This window comes from Thalassobaculum fulvum (assembly GCF_014652915.1).
In the GTDB taxonomy this organism is placed as follows: domain Bacteria; phylum Pseudomonadota; class Alphaproteobacteria; order Thalassobaculales; family Thalassobaculaceae; genus Thalassobaculum_A; species Thalassobaculum_A fulvum.
The window spans coordinates 122,736-147,951 of record NZ_BMZS01000006.1; the positions used below are offsets into that span (position 1 = coordinate 122,736).

General features: G+C 72.1%; 12 protein-coding genes. 4 read left to right on the plus strand and 8 right to left on the minus strand.

The window, feature by feature from the left end; all coding sequences use genetic code 11:
* Positions 1 to 12: 12 nt before the first annotated feature.
* From IE246_RS14235 to IE246_RS14265, 7 genes are all read right to left on the minus strand, one after another.
* A complete protein-coding gene (locus tag IE246_RS14235; protein WP_189990734.1) occupies positions 13 to 429 on the minus strand; it encodes a response regulator in 417 nt (138 codons plus the stop codon).
* A complete protein-coding gene (locus IE246_RS14240; RefSeq protein WP_189990736.1) occupies positions 426 to 2,633 on the minus strand; it encodes an ATP-binding protein in 2,208 nt (735 codons plus the stop codon). The genes IE246_RS14235 and IE246_RS14240 overlap by 4 nt, the downstream gene beginning before the upstream one ends.
* 81 nt (positions 2,634 to 2,714) lie before the next feature.
* Positions 2,715 to 4,136 (minus strand): M20 family metallopeptidase, encoded by a 1,422-nt coding sequence (locus IE246_RS14245; RefSeq protein WP_229837133.1) that lies wholly within the window; start codon positions 4,134 to 4,136, stop codon positions 2,715 to 2,717.
* An 82-nt stretch (positions 4,137 to 4,218) separates the two neighbouring features.
* Entirely contained in the window at positions 4,219 to 7,341 is a 3,123-nt protein-coding gene (locus IE246_RS14250; protein WP_189990737.1) for an efflux RND transporter permease subunit, read from the minus strand.
* Positions 7,341 to 8,417 carry an efflux RND transporter periplasmic adaptor subunit gene (locus tag IE246_RS14255; protein WP_189990739.1) on the minus strand — a complete coding sequence of 359 codons (1,077 nt, stop codon included), beginning with the start codon at positions 8,415 to 8,417 and terminating at the stop codon, positions 7,341 to 7,343. The genes IE246_RS14250 and IE246_RS14255 overlap by 1 nt, the downstream gene beginning before the upstream one ends.
* 164 nt (positions 8,418 to 8,581) lie before the next feature.
* The gene (locus IE246_RS14260; RefSeq protein ID WP_189990741.1) at positions 8,582 to 8,854 is read right to left on the minus strand and encodes a DUF6200 domain-containing protein; all 273 of its coding nucleotides are present in this window, start codon (positions 8,852 to 8,854) and stop codon (positions 8,582 to 8,584) included.
* Between the two features lie 58 nt (positions 8,855 to 8,912).
* Positions 8,913 to 9,287, minus strand: coding sequence for a DUF6312 domain-containing protein (locus tag IE246_RS14265; protein ID WP_189990743.1), 375 nt, complete (start codon positions 9,285 to 9,287; stop codon positions 8,913 to 8,915).
* A 492-nt stretch (positions 9,288 to 9,779) separates the two neighbouring features.
* On the opposite strand from IE246_RS14265, the gene IE246_RS14270 reads away from it, so the two are divergent.
* From IE246_RS14270 to IE246_RS14285, 4 genes are all read left to right on the plus strand, one after another.
* Positions 9,780 to 11,483: an ABC1 kinase family protein gene (locus tag IE246_RS14270; RefSeq protein ID WP_189990745.1), complete on the plus strand. Its 1,704-nt coding sequence runs from the start codon at positions 9,780 to 9,782 to the stop codon at positions 11,481 to 11,483.
* A gap of 79 nt (positions 11,484 to 11,562) precedes the next feature.
* Positions 11,563 to 12,453, plus strand: coding sequence for a class I SAM-dependent methyltransferase (locus IE246_RS14275; protein WP_189990747.1), 891 nt, complete (start codon positions 11,563 to 11,565; stop codon positions 12,451 to 12,453).
* A 13-nt stretch (positions 12,454 to 12,466) separates the two neighbouring features.
* Complete coding sequence (locus tag IE246_RS14280) at positions 12,467 to 13,648, plus strand: cytochrome P450 (protein WP_189990749.1); 1,182 nt, start codon at positions 12,467 to 12,469, stop codon at positions 13,646 to 13,648.
* A 27-nt stretch (positions 13,649 to 13,675) separates the two neighbouring features.
* The gene (locus tag IE246_RS14285) at positions 13,676 to 24,154 is read left to right on the plus strand and encodes a non-ribosomal peptide synthetase (RefSeq protein WP_189990750.1); all 10,479 of its coding nucleotides are present in this window, start codon (positions 13,676 to 13,678) and stop codon (positions 24,152 to 24,154) included.
* On the opposite strand, the gene IE246_RS14290 is transcribed toward IE246_RS14285, so the two are convergent.
* Entirely contained in the window at positions 24,145 to 25,041 is an 897-nt protein-coding gene (locus IE246_RS14290; RefSeq protein WP_189990752.1) for an NAD-dependent epimerase/dehydratase family protein, read from the minus strand. The genes IE246_RS14285 and IE246_RS14290 overlap by 10 nt on opposite strands.
* Positions 25,042 to 25,216 lie beyond the last annotated feature (175 nt).

Genomic DNA, 25,216 nt, shown 5'->3' on the forward strand with positions numbered 1-25,216 from the left:
CCAAGTGAGCCCCTAGTACCGTCGCGGCCCGGTCAGCACCGCGTCGATCCGGGTCTTCAGGGACTTCAGGGTCGGCGGCTTGACGATGAAGGCGTCGACGCCGGCGGCGACCGCGGCCTGCACCGTCTCCGACTCGTTGTGCGAGGTCAGGAACACGATCGGGATCGAGCGCACCGCGCCCGACCGGGTCCGGCGCAGGGCCTTGAGGAACTCGAGCCCGTCCATCGGCGCCATCTCGATGTCGCAGACGATGAGGTCCGGCAGCCGCGCCATGCAGGCCTTCAGCCCGCTCTGGCCGTCCTCGGCCTCGCGCACCCCGCCTAGGCCGATCACCTTGAGCGCCTGCACGACCAGGCCGCGCTGGAACTCGTCGTCCTCGATCACCAGCGCGTCGAGGGTCTCGTAGGGGATCTCGGTCTCGGACGTCATGCGGTCACCCCTGCTCGTTCGATCCGGTCGTGCAGCGCCATCCGCAGCCGCGCCGCCGCTTCCGCCAGGGCGTCGATCTCCGGCCCGGCCTCTCCGGTCGCGGCCTCGAGGTCGGCGCAGGCCGCAGCCATCGCCGCCGCCCCGACCGACGCCGCGGCACCGCGCAAGGCGTGCGCCGCCGCCTTGCGCGCGGCAGCGTCCGGACTCTGCGATATCGCGTTCAGGCCCTCGTCCAGCCGCACCGCGAAGCGGGCCAGCACCGCCGCCGTCATCGCCGCCTCGCCGCCGCACATGGCCTCCAGCTCGGACGTATCGAGGACGCCGACCGACTCGTCAACGGCTCCGGCCGCCGCTGCCGTCCCCGGGTCCGGCGCGACGCTCGACAGCACGGGGGCCAGGCGGTCGAGGGTGACCGGCTTCACCAGCACCCGGTCGGCTCCCGCCCGTCGGGCCCGGTCGATCTCCTCGGGCAGGCCGGACGCCGTCATCATCACCACCAGGGGGCGGACCCGCGCGAACCGCGGGTCGCCGTGCAGGGCGGTCAGCAGGCCGAGGCCGTCCAATTCCGGCATGTGCCAGTCCGTCACCAGCACCCGCCAGCGCTCGGGCTCCGCCCGCCAGGCCTCGAGTGCCTCCGCCCCGTCGGCGACGATGGTGGCGCGGCAGCCGAGCCGTTCGAGCTGGCGCCCGACCACCCAGCGGTTGGTCGGGTCGTCGTCGGCGACCAGCACGTCGAGGCCGAGCACGGCATCCCCGGCCGGCGCGCTCCGCTCCGGCACCGTCAGATCCGAGGCCGGCAGCGGAACCACCACCGTGAAGGTGCTGCCCCGCCCCGGCGCGCTTGCGACGCCCAGCGTGCCGCCCATGAGTTCGGCCAGCTCGCGGGCGATCGAGAGCCCGAGCCCGGTCCCGCCGAACCGGCGCGTCGTCGAGGCGTCGGCCTGTTCGAACGGGTTGAACAGCCGGGCGAGGGCGTCCGCGGCGATGCCGATTCCGGAATCCGTCACCCGGATCGCCACCCGGTCGCCGCCACCGGGCGCCGGGGCGGCCGCGATCGACACCCCGCCCCGCTCGGTGAACTTCACGGCATTGCCGCACAGGTTCAGCAGGATCTGCCGCAGCCGCGCCTCGTCGCCGGCCACCACCGGCGGCAGCGCGCCCGACACCTCGACCGACAGCGACAGCCCCTTGGCCCGGGCGGACGGCCGCACCACGTCGGCGACCCCGGCCAGCAGGTCGGCGAGCACGAACGGTGCGGCGACGATCTCCAGCTTGCCGGCCTCGATCTTCGACTGGTCGAGGATCTGGTTGAGAAGTTCCAGCAGCGCACCGCCGGACCGGCGGATGACCGAGACCATGTCGCGCTGGTCGTCGGCGAGCGGGCTGGACTCCAGCAGCTCGGCGGTCGCCAGCACGCCGTTCATCGGCGTCCGGATCTCGTGGCTGACGGTGGCGAGAAACCGCGACTTGGCGGCGTTCGAGGCCTCGGCGGCCCGCCGCGCGGCCGCCAGCATGCGCTCGCGCTCGAGCCGGAAGGCCATGGTACGGCGCACGAACGCCACCGCCACGGCGCCGGCGACGGCGATCAGCACGACGCCCACGGTGGAGGCGTACAGCCCGATGCGGCGATACGACTCCGCGCTGTCGGAGACATCCAGATAGGCCTCGAACGCCCCGACGACGCGTCCGTCGGTCCGCCGGTGGTCGCGCACCGGCACGTAGGTCTCGGCGACGATGCCGACGATCTCGCCGTCCGGCCCCCTGGTCTCCTCGAAGACCGCGTGCGGGCTGCCGCGCAGCACCTCGCTCGCCCAGTAGCCTGAGACGTTGACGCGGCCCAGCTCGGCCGGGTCCGAGGCGGCGATAACCCGGCCATCGCGATCCCAGATCAGGAACGCCTTGAGCCCGCCGATGCGGGACGCGAGGTCGATGGTGCGCCGGTCGCGTTCCGACAGCTGACCGCCGTCGAACACCGTGTCGACGGTCTCCAGGGAGTCGAGCAGGCCGTTGGTCCAGCGCAGCCCCTTGGCGATCGCGTCGTGCTCCAGCAGCGTGGTCTGGATCCGGTCGACCGCCACCACCAGCAGCACGGCGGCCAGACCCAGCACCCCGACGATCAGCACGATCAGCGCACGCGGCCCCAGCTCGCCCTGCAGCATCCCGCCGGTCGCACCGGTTGACGGATCGGTTCCCTCGGCCGACACGCGGCTCTCCTTCCCTTGGCCCGTTCACAACCCTCGCAGACGGGCCGGGTCGCGCGAATGACCTGCCTCAATACCCGCCCGTCAATGGCGTCCCGGCAGCGGCGGGTCGACGTCGTCGGGGATCGGGTTGACGAACGGCATGCCCGCCAGGCGCCTGCTGAAGTCCGCCCTGGCGCGCTCGACCAGGGCCGGGTCGCGGATCAGCTCGGCCGCGGTCGAAGCCATGATCTTGGCGGCGTGCTCCATGCCCTTGTGGGCGGCCGGCGCCTTGCCCTGGGCGACCAGCTGCCAGGAATGCCCCGGCGTGCCGATCGCCACCGTGGCGCCGCGCATCTGCACGGTCGGCACCACCCAGCTGACGGTGCCGACGTCGGTCGACCCGACCGAGCTGCCGTCGCCGGCGCCGAGCGGGTAGATCCGGTCGACCAGCGACAGCCCCGGGCGCGGCGCCATGCCGAAGCGCTGGAACGACGCGGCGATGTCCTCGTCGCTGAGAGTGGCCTGGAACTGCGCGGCGAACGCCCGGTCGGCCTCGTCGAAGGGCGGCGGCCCGAGCCGCTCCAGATGGCTGTGCATGAGCTCCTCCAGGGGCGTATTGCCGACCAGGTTGGCGTCGCCGCTGACGATCCGGCACGACACCGCCGTCTCGGTCATCAGCGCCGCACCCTCGGCAATCTTCTGCACGCGCCTTACGAGAGCCTGAAGCTGCGGCAGGTCGCTGGCCCGCACCAGGTAGCGGACGGTGGCCCGGCCCTGCACGACGTTGGGCGCGGTGCCGCCGGCGTCGGTCAGCGCGTAGTGCACCCGCGCCGAGCTCGGCATGTGCTCGCGCATGTAGTTGACGCCGACGTTCATCAGCTCGACCGCGTCGAGCGCGCTGCGGCCGAGATGCGGCGACGCCGCGGCGTGGCTGGTCCGGCCGGTGAAGTGGAAGTCCATCTCGTTGCAGGCCAGCGAGACCGGCGTGTTGACGCCGGCGAACGGCCCCGGGTGCCAGGAGATCGCCACGTCGACGTCGTCGAAGCAGCCGGCCCGCACCATGAAGCCCTTGGCCGAGCCGCCCTCCTCGGCCGGGCAGCCGTAGTAGCGGACCCGTCCGGCCAGCCCGTTGGCCGCCAGGTAGTCTTTCACGGCGGTGGCCGCCAGCAGCGCCCCGGCGCCCAGCAGATTGTGCCCGCAGGCGTGGCCGTTGCCGCCGGCCTCGACCTCGCGCCGCTCGGTCACGCCGGCCTGCTGGCTCAGCCCCGGCAGCGCGTCGTACTCGCCGAGGATGGCGATCACCGGGCCGCCCTCGCCGGCCTCGCCCATCACCGCCGTCGGCAGGCCGGCCAGCCCGGTCTCGATCCGGAAGCCCTCGCGCTCCAGCATGGCGACGTGCTCGGCCGCCGGCCGGTCCTCCTCGTAGTTCAGCTCGGGGGTTTCCCAGACCCGGTCGCTGAGGTCGAAGAACGCGTCGCGCTTCGCTTCAACGAGGGACCAGGCCTCGTCGGTGTTCCTGATCATGCCGGGGTGCCTTTCCGGGCCGGTTGCCGAGACCGGTGCATGTGACGCCGGCCCGGAACGCGACGCAAGCGGCCAGGGTCGCTCAGGTGCCGGCGGCGGGCTTGGCGGAGACGGCCGGGGGAGCGTCGAGCGCGCCGTGCAGCAGGCGCCGGGCCTCGGCGTCGCTCGGCGGCTCGACCAGCGGCCTGCGGACCCGCCTGGTCGCGAACGAGTAGGTCGCCGGCACCACGAACAGCGACAGCAGGGTCCCGACGATCAGGCCGCCGATCAGCACGACGCCGATCTGGAACCGGCCGTTCGAGCCGGAGCCGACGTTGTAGATCAGCGGCATGGCGCCGACGATCATCGACACCGTGGTCATCAGGATCGGCCGCAGCCGGGTCACCGACGCCTCGAGCACCGCGTCGTGGATGCTGCGGCCCTCGTCGCGCAGCTGGTTGGCGAACTCGGTGACCAGGATGCCCTGCTTGGCGACCAGCCCGACCAGGGTGATCAGGCCGATGCCGCTGTACAGGTTCAGGCTGCCGCCGGCCTCGGCCAGGCCGAGCAGGCTGCCGAGCACCGAGAACGGCACCACCAGCAGGATGATGAACGGGTCCCGGAAGCTCTCGAACTGGGCGGCCAGGAAGCCGTAGATGAACAGGAACGACAGCACGAACACCAGACCGGCGCTGGCGTCGGCATCCTTCAGCTGGCGCGACGGCCCGGTCCAGTCGACGGTATAGCCGGGCGGCAGCACCTCGGCGACCGCCGGCTCGAGATCCTTCAGCACGGTGCCGAGCGACGCCCCGTCGGCCAGCGACGCCGACAGGGTGGCCGAGCGCTGGCCGTCGAAATGGGCCAGCTGGTCGGCGCCAACGGTGTGCTCGAGCGTCACCAGCCGGCGCAGCGGGATCTCGCGCCCGCCGCTGTCGGCGACCTGCACCAGGCCGATCCCCTCCTCCTGGGTGACGATCCGGTCGTCCAGCTCGACGATCACGTTGTAGTTCCGGGTGCCGTAGGTGAAGGTCGAGACCCGGTAGTCGCCGAGCGCGGCGGCGACGGTGTTGGCGAGCGCCGTGACGTCGACCCCCAGGTCGCCGGCGAGATCGCGGTCGATGTCGACGGTGAGCCGGGGCGAGCTGAGCCGGAGATTGCTGGTCGGACTGGCGACGCCGGACACCCCGCGCGCCGCCGCCAGCACGTCGTCCATGACGCCGGCCAGCGCCGGATAGTCGCCGGTCGACTTGATCACCATCTGTACCGGCAGCTGGCCGCCACCGGACAGCACGCCAGGATCGACCACGTTGATCCGGATTCCCGGAACCTCCAGCAGTGCCGGCTCGATCGAGGCCCCGATCTCGGCGGCCGAACGGTCGCGCTCGGCGATCGGCGACAGCAGCAGGATCGCGAAGCCGGAGCGCGAGTCCGGGCTGCCCAGCAGGATCAGCGAGCCGGTCTTCTCCGGCACGGTGTCGAACACCGCTGCGATCGCCTCGCCGTTCTTCTCCAGAGTCGAATAGGCCGATCCCGGCGCGCCCGAGAACGCTGCCATGACGTAGCCCTGATCCTCGGTCGGGGCCAGCTGCGACGGCAGGGTGCGGGCCGCCGCGACCGCGATCGCGCCGACCGCCACGAACACCACGAAGACCACCCAGCGCTGCGCCAGCGCGCCTTCCAGCAGGCGGCGGTAACCGGCCTCCAGGACCTTCATCGGACTGCGCTGCGCCCGGCCGGCCGGTTTCGGCTTCTCGGGCACCAGCATGCGCGAGCACATCATCGGCGACAGCGTGCGCGAGATGAACCCGGACAGGATCACCGCGGCCGCCAGCGTGAACGCGAACTCCTGGAACAGCGCCCCCATCAGGCCCGGCAGGAAGCCGATCGGCAGATAGACCGAGGCCAAGGTCAGGGTGGTGGCGACCACCGCGAAGCCGATCTCGCGGCTGCCGACGAACGCGGCGGTGACCGGGTCGAGCCCGCGGGCGATGTGGCGCTGGACGTTCTCGACGTCGACGATGGCGTCGTCGACCACCAGCCCGACCGACAGCACGATCGCCAGCAGCGAGAAGATGTTGAGGCTGTAGCCCATCAGCAGCATGAAGGCGAGGGTGCCGATCAGCGACAGCGGGATGGTGACGACCGTCACCGCCGACGCCCGCCACGACCCCAGGAACAGCACCACCACCGCGATCACCAGGACGACCGCGTCGCGCAGGGTCGCGAACACCTCGTCAACCGATTGCCGGATCGACACCGTGCTGTCGAAGAACGGCTCCAGCGTGACGTCGCCCGGCAGCGACGCCCGGACCGCCGGCAACGCGTCCAGCACCGCCTTCGAGACCGCCAGCGCGTTGGCCCCGGACTGCCGCAGCACGCCGATGGCGAGGCCGGGCTTGCCGTTGATCAGCACGCCGGTCCGGACCTCGTCGGCCTGGATCGCCACCTCGGCCACGTCCTGCACCCGGACCAGATAGCCGTCGTCCGCCTTCAGCACGATCCGCCGGTAGGACTCGACCGAGCTGAGCGCGGTGTCGGCCACCACGTCGACCCGCAGCCCAGCCTCTTCGACCGAGCCCGCCGGGATCGTCGCGCTCTGCCGCACCACCGCGGTGCGGACCTGCTCCGGCGTCAGCCCGAAGGCGTCGAGCTTGAACGGGTCCAGCTTGACGTGCATCGCGTACTTGCGCTCGCCGAGCAGGCTGACCGAGGCGACGCCGGCCAGGGTCGACAGCGGCGTGCGGATGATCGTGTCGACCAGCTCGGTCAGCTCCATCGCCGACCGCCCGGTGCTGGACAGCGACAGGTACAGGATCGGCGCGGCGTCGACGCTGAGCTGGGTGACCACCGGGGCCAGCGCATCGGCCGGAAGCTGGCCGCGGATCGCCTCGACCTGGGCTCGCACCTCGGCGACCGCGGCGGCGGAGTCGACGTCGCCCTTGAAGGTCACGGTGACGGTGCTGAGGCCGGACGAACTGATCGAGCTGAAATAGTCGACCGCGTCGATCGACGAGATGGCATCCTCGACGCGCGACGTGACCTCGGCCTCGACGAGCTCGGAAGCGGCGCCGGGGAACGAGGTCGTCACCGTGGCGAGCGGCACCTCGAACTGCGGCAGTTCCCGCACCGAGAGCTGCAACAGCGCATACAGGCCGAGCACCGCCAGCAGGGCGTTCACGACGATCGCGAACACCGGCCGGCGAATGAAGAAATCGGAGAGCAGCATCAGCCGGTCCCCGGCCCCCTGCCGGCGACCACCTTCACCGGCGAGCCGTCACGGACCTCGAACCGGCCGTCGGTCACCACCGCGTCGCCGGTCGACAGCCCGGACAGGATCTCGGCGGTGCCGTCGTTCATCGCCCCGACCTCGACCGCGACGCGCTCCGCCTTGCCGTCCCTGATCCGGTAGACGAACCGGCCGGTCAGCTCGTAGACCAGCGCGTCCTCGGGGATCATCAGGGCCCCGGAGCGCTCGGCCAGGGTCAGCACGAGGCGCGCGAACATTCCCGGGCGCAGCACCCCGTCGCCGTTCGGCATCTCGCCCCGCAGCTCGATGCTGCGCGAGACCTCCTTGATCTCCGGGTCGATGAACGAGACGACGCCCTCGACCGGCTTCCCGACCCCGTCGATGGTCGCCGTGAACACCGCGCCCGGCCGGACCCGCCCGACCAGGCTCCCCGGAATGTGGAAATCGACGTACAGGACCTCGGTCGAGCGCAGCGTCATGACGACGTCGCCGGGCTGCACGTAGGCGCCGACATCGTAGTTGGTGCGGCCGATCCGGCCGGCGAACGGCGCCTTGAAGGTCCGGTGGTCGACCTCGGCCTGGGCACGGGCGAGCGTCGATCTGGCGGCGATCACCCCGGCCCTGGCCTCGTCGAGCTGCGACTGCGCGGCGAAGCCGCGTCCCGACAGGGCCTTCGCACGGTCGAACTTCTCGGTCTCGAGCTCAAGCTGGGCCTTGGCATCCTCGAGCGCGGCGGTCTGTGTGACCGCATCCAGCATGAGCAGCGTGTCACCTTCGGCGACGGCCGCGCCCTCGAGCACCGGGATCGCGTCGATATGCCCGGCTTCCGGCGGTGTCACGTCGACCTTGAACTGGGCGTACAGGGTGCCGACGGCTGTCAGCCGGTCCACCGCGGTCCCGGTTCCGACCTCGACGGTCTTCACGGCGATCGCGGCGGGGGTGCCGCCGTCCCCGGCCCCCTTGGCCCGCTCGACCATCTGGTACCAGTAGACCCCGGCCGCCGCTGCCGCGACCGCCCCGATCGCCACTGCAAGTCCGATCAGCCTGATGCGCATGATCTCCCAACGGGGTAGCCGGACCACCGACCCTCGGCAGGGAAACCTTACATAACGCAACCGCTGGCGAACAGCCGCTTGCTGCCCGCGCCGCCGACGACCCCGAGCCCGGCCTCGCCCCCGCCTCCAAGGCCGGTCAGCGGATCGTCACGGGCGGCGTCCGCTCAATCGTCGTCGTCGTCGTCGTCGAGCATGCCGCGGAGGCTCCACTCCTCCCGGACCACGACGACCACGGTCTGGGCGTCGGGCTTCAGCACGCCCTGCTCCTGCAGGCTCGCGACCGCGTCCTCGACCTTCTCCATCAGCCGGCCGCCGCCCTTGCGGAGCTTCTTGACCCGCTTGCGGCGATGCTCGCCGAGGTCGAGGACGCACACGATCCCCGACTCGGATTCCTGATCCTGGACTTCCTTCTTGGCTTCCGCGGTAGCGGCACTCATGGCCCGATCCTTTCCGTGGTTGCGCCCCGGCCCGGCCGGAATGGCGATCGTCAAAGGGTCACTTCGACTTCCGGATGGCCTTGCGGAGATTGCTGCCGATCTCCCGGATCCACCCGTTGCGCTTCTTGCGGTTGGAACGGTCATGAAGCGCCAGGTACATCGACAGGGCCCGCGACTCGCGACGGGCGAGCTTGCGGATACGCCGCTCGATCGGCCGCAGCCACTTCGACTGCTTCTTGCGCGGCCCCAGCTCCTCCTGCAGTACCCCGCGCCACGCCCGGCCGGACGGCTGGACCGCCACGAACTTCATCCCGAGGTCGTCGAGAACGTCGTCGTCGTCGGAAACGTACACTTCGCGAAAGCGGCGCCGGCCGGCCGCGTCGCGACGGACGACCACCACTCGCTCGATATCGTCGCTGAGATGCAGACTCATGGCGCCGTGCCTCCTGTTGCCGCGTCCACGCCGTCCTGGACCGAGTCAACCTTACCTCGAACCCTGCCATGAAGCCACGCCGCTGACGATCGACGGCTCACCGCACCGGATCGGGACTGCATTACCAATCCGCGAAAATGCCGCGCCCCCTCGCATCCTCGCGGCAACTCGGTCTCGCGGCCGACATGGAACCATGAACCCGACCGTCCCGTCGATGTCATTTCCGCCAGCGGCGCTTGCAACCGCCGTTCGTCAAAGGCCAGTATGTCCCCGGGTGGTCGTCGGTTGGCAGCATCCGCCGGGCGGCGTTCATACTGCCTGGCCACTGACTGTGAGCGATCGCCATGACGCACCGACCGCGTCCCCGGCAGGACGGGCGCATGACCTTCGATCGATGGCAACACGGTTTTCCCGTCCATGCTCGATGAGGCCTTGCTGCCGACGCTCCTCGAGCGTGCGAAGGAACGCAGACCGGTCGAGATCCGGTCCCCGATGCCGGAAGCCCGGTGGCCGTTCGGGCGCGTGGTCCTGCTGTTCGGCACCTACCTGCTGACCCGGCTGTGGAACCGCGTGACCCGACGGTCGAGCATCGACGAGGAGGCGCACCGGCTGCGCGAGGTGTTCGAGGAACTCGGCGGGCTGTGGATCAAGATCGGCCAGCTGGTCTCGCTGCGGACCGACGTGTTCTCGGAGGCGACCTGCCGCGAGCTCTCGAAGCTGCAGCACGCGGCCATCGGGTTTCCGCTCGCCGAGGTCGAGCGGACCCTGCGCATGGAGTACGGAGCCGAACTCGACTCGATCTTCCAGTATTTCTCCGAGGAGCCGATCGCCGCGGCCTCGATCAGCCAGGTGCACCTGGCACTGCTCCGCGACCCGAACGTGGTGGTCGCGGTCAAGGTGCGGCGCCCGAACGCCGAGCACTCGTTCCTGCGCGATCTGCGGCACATCAAGCAGCTGATCGGCTTCATCGACCTCCTCGGGATAGGGCGCCACCTGCACCTGCGCGACGCGCTCTGGGAGCTCGAGCAGATGGTGCGGGAGGAGCTCGACTTCCGGTTCGAGGCCGCCAACACCCGCCGCATGCGCAAGAGCCTGAAGCGGCACAACATCTATGTCCCCCGGGTGTTCCATAAGGTGTCCAACCGGCTGGTGCTGGTGACCGAGTTCGTCGACGGCGTGCTGATGTCCGACTTCATCCGGGTCGGCCAGAGCGATCCCGGGCGGATCGAGCACTGGTGCCGCACCAACAATTTCAGTCCCAAGAAGGCCGGTAGGCGGCTGTTCCGGTCGGCGGTCCGCCAGATCCTCGAGGACAACCTGTTCCACGCCGACATCCACCCCGGCAACATCATCCTGCTGCGCGACAGCCGGTTCGCGCTGATCGATTTCGGCACCATCGGGTTCTGCGAGCGCGACCTGCTGTCCAACTACAAGGCCAGCCTGCAGGCCGTGGCCCAGAAAGATTTCGGCAAGGCCGCCGAGATCATGCTGCGGCTGGCAATCGAGCCGCCCTCGCTCGGCGACGTCAAGAACCTGCGCCGCGACCTGGTACGGACCTATCGCGAGTGGGAGAACCGCACGCACCTGAACGGGATCGGCTACCACGAGCGGTCGCTCGGCTCGGCCGGCACCGACGCCGGCCGGATCATGACCCGCTACAAGGTCACGCTGAGCTGGGCGTTCATGCGGATCAACCGCACCTGGTCGACGATGGACGCGGCGCTGAGCTACCTGATCCCGGACGCCAACTACATCGAGCTGTTCGCCGACTACTTCGAGGATTCGCGACGCCGCCACCTGGCGCCGCGCCGGGTGCTGTCCCGGGCGGCATCCTCGATCGGCCAGGTCATGGGCCGGGTCGAGGAGTACAATTCCGCCCTCGACCACCTGGTCCGTCGCCAGCAGCTCTACAGCAACATCATCGGCAGCGCGTCGGAGCGGATCCTGCGGGCGATCACGACCTTCCTGCGGTTCGTGCGGTTCCTGGTCGGGTTCGCCTTCCTGGCCAGCGCCGTATCGTTCCTGGTCATTCACCACGAGCATCTGCTGCCGGCCCCCGAGGAAAGCGTCATCGCCCACTTCGCGCACCAGTTCGACGACGTCGCGTACGAGTGGTGGTGGATCATCCTGGCCGTGCTGTTCGTCGCGAACCTGGCGTTCAAGGCGATGGAGCGGCGCCTGGAGAACCGCGGCTGACCGGACAATCGCCGGTAGCATTTCGGGGATGGCGGCCGCTATGGTGACGACGGGGTCCGTCAACGAGGAGCACCAGCGCATGATCGCCGGACCGACCGCCAGCCGCCTGCGCGAGACATGGGGCTACCTTCGCTGGTTCTACTGGCCGTTCGGCTCGATGTCGGCCAGGGACATCTACGAGCTGGTGTCCACCAACGCCTTCAGCAACGACGGACTGTACCTGAACCTCGGCTACTGGAAGGACGCCGCGACCATCGACGAGGCCTGCCAGGGCATGGCACGGCTGCTGGCCGAAACCGCCGGCTTCGGCCCCGACGACACGGTGCTCGACGTCGGCTTCGGGTTCGGCGACCAGGACATGTTCTGGGCCGCGACCTACGGGGTGCGCATCGTCGGCCTGAACATCACCCCGTCGCAGGTCGAGACCGCCCGCCGGCGGGTAATGGAGCGCGGCCTCGCCGACCGTATCGAGCTGCTGGAGGCATCGGCCACAGACATGCCGCTGGAGCCGGCGTCGGTCGACAAGGTGGTCGGCCTGGAATGCGCCTTCCACTTCGACACCCGCGAGCGTTTCTTCCACGAGGCGTTCCGGGTGCTGCGCCCCGGCGGGCGCATGGCGCTGGCCGACGTGGTGCCGAACGCGCCGCTGCCGGGCGGCCTCGCGCGCCGGGTCCAGCGCATGAACTGGAACACCTTCTCGAAGAAGTATTCGGTGCCGGCGGCCAACGCCGACAGCCACGACGCCTATCGGGCGAAGCTGGAGTCGGCCGGGTTCCGGGACGTGCGGATCGAATCGATCCGCCATCACGTCTACCCGGGCCTGCACGCCTACATGAAGCGGGATCCGCGGATGCTCGCGCGGTTCCACCCGCTGGCCCGGTTCCCGTACAAAATGACACTGTTCTTTTCGCCGGAGCACGTCTACTCGGCCTACGACTACATTCTGGTCTCGGCCGAGAAACCGGCCTGACGGGACGGCGGACGTGGATACCGGCACGATCAGCGGCTTCGATCTCATGGACCCGGCGGTCCATGCCGACCCCTACCCGACCTATCGCTGGCTGCGCGACAATGCGCCGGTGTACCGGGTGCCGGGCGCGCCGCTGTGGGTGGTGTCGCGCTACGCCGACGTCGAGCGCATCCTCCACGACCACCAGACCTTCTCCTCCGACCTCGGCATGAAGGTGCCGCTGATGTCGATGGTGATGAAGGACCCGCCGGACCACACCCGGCTGCGGCAGACCGTCAACCGGGCCTTCACGCCGCGGAACATCCAGCACCTCGCACCACGGATCGAGGCGATCGCCGAGGACCTGGCGTCCGGGCTGGCGGGTCCCTGCGAGTTCGTGCAGGCGTTCGCCAACCCGCTGCCGGTGACGGTGATCTGCGAGATGCTGGGGGTGCCGCTGAAGCAGCGCGCCCGCATGAACCGCTATGCCCGCGACGCCCTGCTGGCCAGCTTCGCGGCGACCGGCATGGGGAGCGCCGAGTTGCGGGCCGAGGCCGAGGCCGGCCTGGCGGCGCTGATGGCGATCCTGGACGAGGCGATCGCCCTGCACCGCGCGACGCCGAAGGACAACATCATCTCGGCCCTGGTGGCCGAGGAGGCGCGCGGCGTGGTCGACCGGGCCGAGCTGCGCCACCTGTGCGCGCTGCTGCTGATCGCCGGCCACGAGACCACCGCCAACCTGCTGGCCAACGGCGCCCACATCCTGGCCCGCGACCCCGACCTGTTCGCCCGGCTGAAGGCCGACCCGGCGCTGATCCCGGCGTTCGTCGAGGAGATGGCGCGGATGAAGCCGCCGCTGCAGCGGCTGATGCGCCGGACCACGCGCGCGGTCGAGGTCGCCGGCACCACCATCCCGGCCGACGTCTCGGTCATGCTGCTGCCGGGCTCGGCGAACCGCGACACCGAGGCGTGGGACGTCCCCGACGATCTCGACCTGGACCGCGACAACCGCCGGCACCTCGGCTTCGGCACCGGCATCCACGTGTGTCCCGGCGCCTCGCTGACCCGCCTGGAAGCCCGCATCGCCTTCGAGGTGCTGCTGAAGCGAACCGCCGCGATCGAGCCCGCCCCGGACCGGCCGCCCAGCCCGATCGTCGGCTACGGCGCCGGCAGCCTGGGCTGGAATCAGCTACCCTTGATCGTACGACCGGCATGACGGGTCCGGCATGACAGGTCCGAGGCGATGAACGACCAGTCCGTTCCGATGACGCCGCTCCAGAAGGCCGCGGTCGCGCTGAAGGCCCAGCGCGCCCGCATCGCCGAGCTGGAGCAGGCGGCCTCGGCGCCGATCGCGGTGGTCGGGATGGGCTGCCGCTACGCCGCCGGCGGCGACAGCCCGGATGCGCTGTGGCAGGCCCTGGCGGAAGGCCGCGACGGCAGCCGCGAGGTCCCGAAGGAGCGCTGGGACATCGACGCGGTCTACGACCCGACACCGGGCGTGCCTGGCAAGATGTACGTCCGCAAGAGCTGCTTCATCGACGGCGTCGACGGCTTCGACCCGCTGTTCTTCCGGATCTCGCCGCGCGAGGCGGTCGGCATCGACCCGCAGCAGCGGCTGCTGCTGGAAGTGGCCTGGGAAGCGCTGGAGGACGCGGCGATCCCGCCGCCGTCGCTGGTCGGCAGCCGCACCGGCGTGTTCCTCGGCATCAGCACCAACGACTACTCGGCCCTGCTCAGCCGGACCGCCCACGGGTCCGGCAGCAACGCCACCGCCGGCGCCGGCAACGCCGCCAGCGTCGCCTCCGGCCGGCTGTCCTACGCCTTCGGCTTCCAGGGCCCGTGCATGGCGGTCGACACCGCCTGCTCGTCGTCGCTGGTCGCCACCCACCTGGCGGTCAAGGCGCTGCGCAACCGTGAGTGCAACCTGGCGCTGGTCGCCGGCGTCAACCTGATGCTGGCGCCCGACATCACCATCAACTTCTGCCAGGGCCGGATGCTGTCGCCGGACGGCGCCTGCAAGACCTTCGACGCCGACGCCGACGGCTATGTCCGCGGCGAGGGCTGCGGGGTGGTGGTGCTGAAGCGGCTGGCCGACGCGCTGGCCGACGGCGACCGCGTCCTGTCGGTGATCCGCGGCACCGCGGTCAACCAGGACGGTCGCAGCGCCGGCCTGACCGCGCCGAACGGCCTGGCGCAGGAGGCGGTGATCCGCCAGGCCCTGGCCGACGCCCGGCTGGAGCCGCGGGCGGTCGACGCCATCGAGGCGCACGGCACCGGCACCGCGCTCGGCGACCCGATCGAGATGCACGCCCTGAAGGCGGTGTACGGCGACCGCGACAGGCCGCTGTACGTCGGCTCGATCAAGACCAACATCGGCCACACCGAGGCCGCCGCCGGGGTCGCCGGGATCATCAAGGCGGTGCTGATGCTGCGCGGCCAGGCGGTGCCGCCGAGCCTGCACTTCACCCGACTGAACCCGCACATCGAGCTCGGCGGCGCCGACTTCCGGGTGCCGACCGGGCGGGTCGAGACGAAGCTGGATCGGGTCGGTGTCAGCTCGTTCGGCTTCAGCGGCACCAACGTCCACGTGATCCTGGAGGCGCCGCCGCAGCCCGCGGCCGAGCCGAGGCCCGCGACCGCCGCGGCGCCGCGCCTGCTGATCTCGGCCCGCACCCCGGAGGCGCTGCGTGCGCTGAAGGACCGCTACCGACGGTTCCTGGCCGAGACCCCCGACGACTTCGCCGACATCTGCCACACCGCCGCGGTCGGCCGGGCCCGGCTGCCCTGGTGGATCTGCGTGGAGCGGCCCGAGGACCTGGACGGCGCCGAGCCGAGCAACGAGGCGCTGCCGGAACTGCCGGCCATGCCCGGCCGCAAGGTACCGCTGCCGAGCTACGCCTTCGAGAACGCCCGGTACTGGGTCGACACGGCGCCCGGGCCGGAACCGGAACCCGAACTCCCCGCCGGCAGCCACCCGCTGCTGGGCCGCCGGCTGTCGCTACCGCTGTCGAGCGAGACCCGGTGGGAGGCGATTGTCGGCACCGGCCGGCCCGGCCTCGGCTTCCTGGCCGACCACGTGGTCGACGGCACGCCGACGGTGCCGGCGGCGGCGTTCGCCGAGATGGCGCTGGCCGCCCGGCCCGGCCACGACCTGGTCGACCTGCGGATCGCCGCACCCCTGCACCTCGCCGACCGCGCGAGCCGGCACCTGCAGACCATCGTCGACGCCGACGGCGCGCTCCGCATCGTCGGGTTCGATCCCGAGGGCGACGGCGCCGACGCGACCGTCCACGCCACCGGCCGGCTGGAACCGGCGACCGCCCCCGCCCCACCGCCGGCCCTGGCCGCGATCTCGTCGATCGAGCCCGATGCGGTCTACGCGGCGATGGAGCGGCTGGGGGTCAGGCACGGCCCGGCGTTCCGGCTGCTGCGGTCGGTGCGCCACGGCAGCGGCGTCGCCGAAGGCGAGATCGCGGCACCGGCCCCCGGCCCGTTCGCGATCCACCCGGCGGCCCTGGACGCCGCGCTGACCCTGGTGGCCGCCGCCCTGCCGGAAGCCGGCGACGACCTGATGGTGCCGACGCGGATCGGCCGGATCGGCCTGCCGCGCTCGCCCGCCGGGACCCTGACCGCGACCGCGACGGCCCGGCGCGACGGCGACCGGGTGAGCGCCCAGGTGACGATCCGCGACGCCGACGGCCCCTGCCTGCAGGTTTCCGACCTGGTGTTCGAGCGCGCCGCGACGGCCGGCCCCGCCTCCGGCCTGTACGAGCTGGCCTGGCGCCCGACCCCGCCAGATTCCGACGGCCCGCCCGACTTCTTCCCCGGGCTCGCCGGCCTCACCGCCGATCTGGCGGCCGAGGGTGAGCGGCTGGCCGAGGCCAACGACATGGCCGCCTATGCCGAGGCCGGCGAGGCACTGGAGCGGGTGGCCACCCTGTACGTGCTCGACGCCCTGCGCCGCCGCGGCCTGCGGCTGGAACCGGGCCGGCAGTTCGGGTTCGGCGCGCTGGCCGAGAGCCTGGGCATCGCCGAGCGCCACCACCGGCTGTTCCGCCGCATGCTGGAGATGCTGAGCCAGGACGGCATCCTGGCCCGCCACGAACGGCGCTGGAGCGTCCAGGCCGCACCCGAGGAGGATGACGCCGAGGCGGCGGCCGAGGAAGTCGAGCACCGGTTCCCGCAGATGGCCGGCGAGATCCGGGTGCTGCGGCGCTGCGGCAGCGCCCTCGCCGAGGTGCTGGCCGGCGAGGTCGATCCGTTGACCCTGCTGTTCCCGGCCGACGACGCCGGGGCCGGCGCATTCTATGCCGACTCCGGCTATGCCCGCACGGTCAACGGCCTGCTGCGCGCCGCCACCACCGCCCTGTCCGGCGCTACGCCGGCCGGCCGGAAGCTGCGCGTGCTGGAGGTCGGGGCCGGCACCGGCGGCGCCACCGGCGCGGTGCTGGAAGGCCTCGGCGGCACCGCCCGCTCCTATGTCTTCACCGATCTGTCGGCGGGCTTCCTGGCGGCGGCGCGCGAGCGCTTCGGGACCGATGCCGTCGAGACCCGGATCCTAGACATCGAGGCCGACCCGGCGGCCCAGGGCTTCGCCCTCGGCGGCGCCGATATCGTACTGGCCGCCAACGTGCTGCACGCTACGCGCGACATCGGCCGGAGCCTGGCGCACGCCCGCGCGCTGCTGGCGCCGGGCGGGTTGCTGATGCTGGTCGAGAGCTCCAGCCCGCGGCGCTGGGTCGACATCGTGTTCGGTCTGACCGAGGGCTGGTGGCGGTTCGAGGACACCGGGCGCCGGCCCGACCATCCGCTGCTGTCGCCCGACGGCTGGCGCGCCGCCCTGGCCGAGGCCGGGTTCGAGCCGGGCCTGGTCGAGGGCAGCGACGTCATCCTGGCCCGCCGCCCGCTGGAGAAGCTGGCGCCGGAGACCGGAAGCTGGGCGCTGACCGGCGACCCCAGGCTGTGCGGCGACCTGTCGGAGGCGCTGGCGGCGGCCGGGCAGAGCATCGCCTATCCGTCGCTGGCCGATCACCGCGTGCATGTCGTACCGGCCACCGATGCCGACGAGGCCGCCCAGTCGGCGCTGCTGCTGGACCTGGTGGCGCTGGCCAAGGAGGCCGCCGAGAGCGCGGTGCCGCAGCGCCTGACCCTGGTCGCCACCGGCGCGACGGGGCATGCCGGCCTGTCCGGCTTCGTGCGCACCCTGGCGATGGAGGAGCCGGAGCTGGCGCCGCGCCTGCTGCTCGACCCCCCGGACGCCGAGACCCTGGCCGCCGAGCTGCTGGCCGACCGCGGCGAGGACGAGGTCTGCTGGATCGACGGCGAGCGCCGGGTGCTGCGGATCGCACCGGTGCCGGCCCCGCGTGGCGAGCCGCCGACGATTTCCGGGGCCTGGCTGATCACCGGCGGGTTCGGTGGCTTGGGACAGGCGGTCGCGCGCTGGCTGGCGACCCGCGGGGCCACGAGGATCGCCCTGCTCGGCCGCAACCCGCCGGAGCTGGTGCCCGACCTCGGGGTGCCGGTCGAGATCCACCAGGGCGACGCCGCCGACACCGCGCTGATCGCGACCGTCCTGGCCGGGATGGGCGAGGTCGAGGGCGTGATCCACGCCGCCGGCGCGCTCGCCAACGCACCGGTGACTGCCCAGGGTGAAGGCACGATCGCGCGGGTGCTGCACGCCAAGATCGGCGGCGCCGTCGCCCTCGACCGGGCCACCCGCGAGCATCCGGTCAGGCATTTCATCCTGTTCGCCTCGGCCGCCGGGGTGCTCGGCTCGGCCCGGCAGTCCAACCACGCCTTCGCCAGCAGCTTCCTCGACGGCCTGGCCCGCGCCCGCCGCGCCGACGGGCTGCCAGCGCTCAGCCTGGACTGGGGGGTGTGGCGGGAGATCGGCGCCGCCGCCCGCATGGGCTTCGACGAACAGGCCGACCAGCTCGGCCTCGGCAGCATCGACCCGATCGACGGGCTGGCGGCGTTCGAGAAGTCGCTGGCCGCCGGGCAGCCGCAGCTGCTGGTGCTGCCGTCGGTCGACTGGCCGGCGTTCCTGGACAACTTCGAGGGCGCGCCGCCGTCGCTCTACGCCGACGTGGCGGCGCCCCCGGCCGAGAGCGCCCCGGCGCCAGCGCCGACACCCGCTCAGGTTGCACCCGCCGCCAAGGTCGCCTCGGACGCGGTCGACCGGGTGGCCGGCATCGTCTCCGACATCCTCGGCCTGGCCGGCCAGCACGTCGACCGCCGTGCACCGCTGCACGAGCTCGGCCTCGACTCGCTGGTGGCGGTCGAGATCAAGAACCGGGTCGAGAAGGAGCTCGGCATCCCGGTCTCGGTCCGCGACCTGATCGAGGGCGCCTCGATCGAGGCGATCGCCGGCAACGCACCGGCCGCTCCGGCCGACGACGGCCACGCCCGGTTCAGGGAGACCCGCGACAGGGTCGAGGCGATCGTCGCCCAGGTGCTCGGCCTGACCGGCAGCGTCGACGTGCGCGCGCCGCTGTACGAGATGGGCCTCGACTCCCTGGTCGCGGTCGAGATCAAGAACCGGGTCGAGAAGGAGCTGGGCGTCCCGCTGTCGGTCCGCGACCTGATCGAGGGCGCCTCGATCGAGAGCATCGCCGAGAGCCTGACCGGCGGTGCCGCGACCGCCGCCGAACCGGCAAGTCCGGATCGCACGATCGTCCCCGACCCGGCCAACCGGTACGAGCCGTTCCCGCTGACCGAGATGCAGCAGGCCTACTGGCTCGGCCGGCGCAGCGACGTCGAGCTCGGCAATGTCGGCTGCTACCTCTACACCGAGTTCGACACCTCGGTGGTCGACGTCGAGCACGCCGAGCGTGCGTTCAACGCCCTGATCCGCCGGCACGACATGCTGCGCGCGGTGATCGGCCCGGACGGGCTGCAGCGGGTGCTGCCGGAGGTCCCGTACTACCGCTTCGAAGTGCTCGACCTGCGCGGCCGGCCGGCCGAGTCGGAGCTGGAGCGGCTGCGCCGCGATCTGCCGCAGCGGCTGGTCGACCCGGACACCTGGCCGCTGTTCGACGTGCGGGTGACGGTGCTCGACGACCGCGTCCGCCTGCACACCGGCTTCGACCTGATCGCGCTCGACGCCGCCAGCATCTTCGCGCTTCGCCGCGAGTGGGGCCGGCTGTACGACGACCCCGACGCCGAGCTGCCGCCGGTCGGCCTCAGCTTCCGCGACTACGTGCTGGAGGAGCGCGCCTACCGCGAGACCGAGGCCTGGAAGACCAGCGAGGTGTACTGGCGCGAGCGCGCCGCCGCCCTGCCGGGCGGCCCGGAGCTGCCACTGGCGCGCGACCCTGCCAGCCCGGAACGCCCGGTGTTCGAGCGTCACCGCGTGGTGGTGCCCAGGGACACCGCCGAGGCGCTGAAGCGCCAGGCCCAGGCCCGCAACCTGACTCTCTCGACCCTGCTGGCCGCCGCCTATGCCGACACCCTGGCGGCGTGGAGCCGGTCGGCGCATTTCAGCCTGACCGTCACCTCGTTCAACCGGCCGCAGCACCACCCCGACATCGGGTCGCTGCTGGGGGACTTCACCTCGACCATCCTGCTGGAGGTCGACGCCACAGCGCCGCGGTTCCAGGACCGCGCGCTGGCGCTCTCCCGTCGGCTGTCGGAGGACCTGGAGCACTCGGCGGTCGGCGGCGTCCACGTGCTGCGCGAGATGAACCGGCAACCCGGCAGAGGTATCCGTTACGTCCCGGTGGTGTTCACCAGCGCGCTCGGCTTCCGCCGGCCGGGATCGCTCGACGCCGAGGAAACCGACGCCACCGGCTGGGACCGGCTCGGCACCACGGTCTACAACGTCTCGTCCACCCCGCAGGTCTGGATCGACCACCAGATCTCCGAGGAGGACGGCAACCTGCTGTGCAACTGGGACACCGTGGTCGGGCTGTTCCCGGACGGCATGGTCGAGGCGATGGTCGAGGCCTATGGCCGGCTGCTGCACGAACTGGCCGAGGGCGCCGGCTGGGAGCACCGGGTGTGCGACACCCTGCCGGCCGCCCCGCGCGCCGCGTTCCGGCCGGTCGACGATTCCGGCCTGCTGCACCAGGGCTTCGAGGAGCAAGCGGCGCGCGAGCCCGACCGGGTTGCGGTGATCGCGCCCGACACGACCCTTACCTACGGACAGCTCGACCGGGCCGCCACCCATCTCGCCTTCTCGATCTCCGAGCAGCTGTGCGGCGCCGAGGCGGCGCGCGACCGGCTGGTGGCGGTGTGCTTCCCGAAGGGCTGGCGGCAGATCGTCGCCTGCCTGGCGATCCTGAAGGCCGGCGCCGCCTACCTGCCGATCGACCCGTCGCTGCCGGCCGAGCGCCGCCGCCTGTTGATCGAGCAGGGCGAGGCGCTGGTGCTCGACGACCCGGACGAGCTGGACGACGCACTGGCCGCGGCCAAGCGCGGCGAGCCGCTGCCGGGCCTGGCGCCGATCGAGGGGCCGGACCGCCTCGCCTACGTGATCTACACGTCCGGCTCCACCGGCCAGCCGAAGGGGGTGATGATCGACCACCGGGCGGCGCTGGCGACCGTGCGCGAGATCAACCGGCGCTGGGCGGTCGGTCCCGACGACCGGGCGCTCGGCCTGTCGGCGCTAAACTTCGACCTGTCGGTCTACGACATCTTCGGGCCGCTCGCCGTCGGCGGTGCGGTGGTGCTGCCGGCGCCGGAGGCCAACCGCGACCCGGCGGAATGGGCGCGGCTGCTGGTCGAGCACCGGGTGACCCTGTGGAACACCGTGCCGGCGCTGATGGCCATGCAGGTCGAGCACGGGCTGCCGGCCGACCACACGCTGCGGCTGGTACTGATGAGCGGCGACTGGGTGCCGCTCGACCTGATCCCGCGGCTGCGCGCCCAGGCGCCGGGGGTCGAACTGGTGGCGCTGGGCGGTGCCACCGAGGCGGCGATCTGGTCGAACGCCCACGAGATCGGCGAGCTCGACCCGACCTGGCCGAGCGTGCCCTACGGCCTGCCGCTCGACGGCCACATGCTGCACGTGGTCAACGACCGCGGCGAGCCATGCCCGGACTGGACGGTCGGCGAGATCGAGATCGCCGGCCAGGGCCTGGCCCGCGGCTATTGGCGCGACCCCGAACGGACCGACGAGCGGTTCCGCCTCGACCCGGTCAGCGGCGAGCGCCGCTACCGCACCGGCGACCTCGGCCGGTTCCGGCCCTATGCCGGCACCCCCGAGGGGGGACCGACGCCGATCGAGTTCCTCGGCCGCGAGGACTTCCAGGTCAAGATCCAGGGCCACCGCATCGAGCTTGGCGAGATCGAGGCGACCCTGGCATCGCACCCGGAGGTCGCCCAGGCGGTCGCCGTGACCGCCTCGGAGGGCGGAAGGGCCAAGTCGCTGCACGCCTTCGTGGTGCCGGAAGCGACCGCCGCGGACGACACCCCGGCCGACTTCGACGCGGTCGTCGCGGCCGCCCAGGCGGCGGCTGACGAGATGGCGGTGGCGATCTCTGCCGACGACTACTCAGCCCTGTCGGACCGGCTGTCGGACAACGCCGCGGCCGCCGCCGCCGCCGCGCTGCGTCGGCTGTCCGGCACGCCGGGTATCCCGGACGCCGACGCGCTGATCGCCGAGCACGGGGTCGCCGAGCGCTATCGCGACTGGCTGAACCGCATGCTGCCGGAGGTCGCGCGGGTCGGCTGGGACGCCGAGCCGCAGCCGTTCGAGACCGTCGACAGCGTCAACCGGCTCGGCTTCGGGCCGGAGGCGCTGGGGCTGCTGGACATGGTGACCGGCAGCCTGGCCGACATCCTGACCGAGCGGCGGCACTCGTCGTCGATCTATCTCTCGGCCGCGACCCCGGCGGTCTACGACACCCTGTTCGCCGGGCCGAACGCGGTGATCGCCGCCGCGGTCGCCGGGCTGGCGGAAGACCGGCCGATCTCCGTGCTGGAAGTCGGCGGCGGCCTCGCCACCACGCTGGAGGCGATCGCGCCGACCCTGCCCGAGGGCCGGGTGCGCTATCGCTTCACCGACGTCAGCCGGCACCTGGTGAACCGGGCGCGCGAGCGGTTCGGCGCCTACGATTGGGTCGACTTCGAGGTTCTCGACTTCGACCGCGAGCCGGACGGGACGCCGGAGGCCGTCGACGTCGTGATCGCCAGCAGCGCCCTGCACGCCGCCGCCGACGTCCGCCGCACCCTGGCGATCCTGCGCCGCCACCTGAAGCCGGGCGGCCTGCTGATCCTGTCGGAGCAGACCCGGTTCTTCCCGTGGTTCGACCTCAACATGGGCCTGCAGGCCGGGTTCGACACCCGCACCGACCGCGACCTGCGCCCCGACCACCCGCTGCTGTCGCGCGACACCTGGAACGCGCTGCTGGCGGAGGCCGGCTTCGTGCCGGTCGCCACGCCGGGCGCCGAGGACAGCCTGACCGGCCGCATGGGCCTCGACGTGATCCTGGCGACGGTGCCGGGCGCGCCCGCGGCCGCCGCCGGGCTGGAGGAGCGGCTGCGCGCCCATCTCGCCGACCGGCTGCCGGCCTACATGATCCCGCAGACCATCACCGCGCTCGGCCGGTTGCCGCTGTCGGCCAACGGCAAGGTCGACCGCGGCGCGCTGCAGCGGATGGTCGCGGCGGCAGCCCGGCCTAGGGCCGAGACCGGCCCGGCCGATGCCCTGGAAGTCGAGGTCGCCGCCGTGGTCGGCGAGCTGCTGCAGCAGGACGACTGCCCGCCCGACCGCTCGCTGTTCGAGCTCGGCGCCACCTCGCTGACCATGGTCGCCCTGCAGCGGCGTCTGAGCGAGCGCCTGGGGCGCACCGTGCCGCTGCAGGCGATGTTCGAGGAGCCGACGGTGCGCACCCTGGCCCGGGCGATCGCCGACGGGCTCGGCGGCACCCACGCCCTGGTGACCCTGCAGCCGCGCCCGGACGACACCCGCCGGCGGCTGTTCATGATGCCGGGCATCATGTCGCTGCCGTTCTACCTGCAGGGCATGGCCACGGCCCTGGCCGACGAGGTCGCGCTGGTCTCGGCGCAGTTGCCGGGGCTGCTGGGCGACGAGCGGCCGCTCGACAGCATCGAGGCCCAGGCCGAGTTCGTGCTGCAGGAAATCCGGCGGATGCAGCCGCACGGACCTTACCTGATCGGCGGCCATTCGTTCGGCGGGTGCGTGGCCATCGAGGTCGCCCGCCGGCTGCGCGATGCCGGCGAAGAGGTGCCGCTGCTGCTGCTCGGCGACACCGTCCGCACCCGGACCGACCTCGCTGCCTTCCAGACCGACGCGGTCGCGCACACCGCCATGACCCGGGCGCTGTACGCCCTGTACGGCGACCGGCTGGCGCTCTCGCAGGCCGACCTCGACGCGCTGCCGCCCTCGGACGCCCTGCAGCGCATCGCCGACGCCGTCGCCGGGGCCGGCCTGATCGGCCCGATCGCGCTGCCGATCGACCGCCTAGTGGCGGTGTTCAAGGCCAACTGGCGGGCGCTCGGCGGCTACCGGCCGGCCCCGATCCCCGGCGACATGGCGCTGATCCGCACCGAAGGCGGCTTCCCGGCCGAGTTCCTGGACTACGAGCCGGCCGACTCGCTGGCCGACCCCGGGCTCGGCTGGACCGAGCTGGTGCAGGGCCGGCTCGACGTGCGGACCATGCCCGGCGACCACCTGTCGATTCTCGACGGTGATAATCTGCCGGTGATGGCGGACCTGGTCGCCGAGCTGGTACGAGGGGCAATCGAGGGTCAGCCGTAGAGCACGCGCCGAAGGTCGTGCGCCGCCCGGAACCCGAGATGCTCCGCGGCCCCCGTCAGATCGTAGAGCGGGGCATGCGGGTTGTCGCGGTACAGCGCCGGGTCGCGCAGGTCGGTCTCGCGCCCGGTCCTGTCGCGCAGGCGGTCGACCGTCGGCTCCGGCGCCAGCGTCGTCGGGCCGCACAGGAAGTAGGGGCCGAAACCGGGCTCCTCGACCTCCAGCGCGCAGCGGTAGGCGCGGGCGACGTCGCGCGGGTCGATGTAGTGCCACATCGGTCCGCCGCCGGCCGGCTGCCGGCCGCCCGCCGCCGGGCCCTTGTAGCCCTTCGGGTCGGCGGCCCGCGCCTTCACCTCGCACTCGAACTCCGGGTACAGCACGTAGACCGGCCGCACCACCACCACCTCGAGCTTGCCGCGGTCGGCGAAGCTGCGCGCCATGTCCTCGCACAGCTTCTTGCTGAGCGCGTACGGGTCGGTCGGCCGCCGCGGATGCTCGCCGTCGACCGGCAGGTAGTCCGGCGGGATCATCGCCCCCTCGAACACCGTGAAGCCGACCACCGAGTCGCTGGAGGTCACGATCACCCGCTTCACCCCGGCATTCTCGGCCGCCTCCAGCACGTTCCAGGTGCCGACCACGTTGGTCTGGATGATCTCGCGGCCGCTGCCGCTCCACACGTTCGGCCGGGCGGCGATGTGGACGATGGCGTCCTGGCCCTCGCAGGCGCGGGCGACCGCATCGGCGTCCTCGATGCTACCCTCGACGTGCGGAATGCCCTCGGCCGGCAGCAGGTCGAGCCCGGACACCCGGCACCGGTCCCTGAGCTCGGCCACCGTGTAGCCGCCCAGCAGCCCGCCGGCACCGGTCACCAGGACGTTCTCGAAACGCATCGCTTCCTCCGTTTGTGGGCGCCCGTCGCCGCCTGGGTCCCGGCTCGCGCTGCGCTTGGCCGGGATGAGGAAGGTGGGGTGGCCCCCGTTCTCCCTCATCCCGGCCGTAGCGGCGGCGCCGCGCAGAGCCGGGACCCACGAAGCGACGGGCGCCGCCTCGTATTGCCTCATGGTT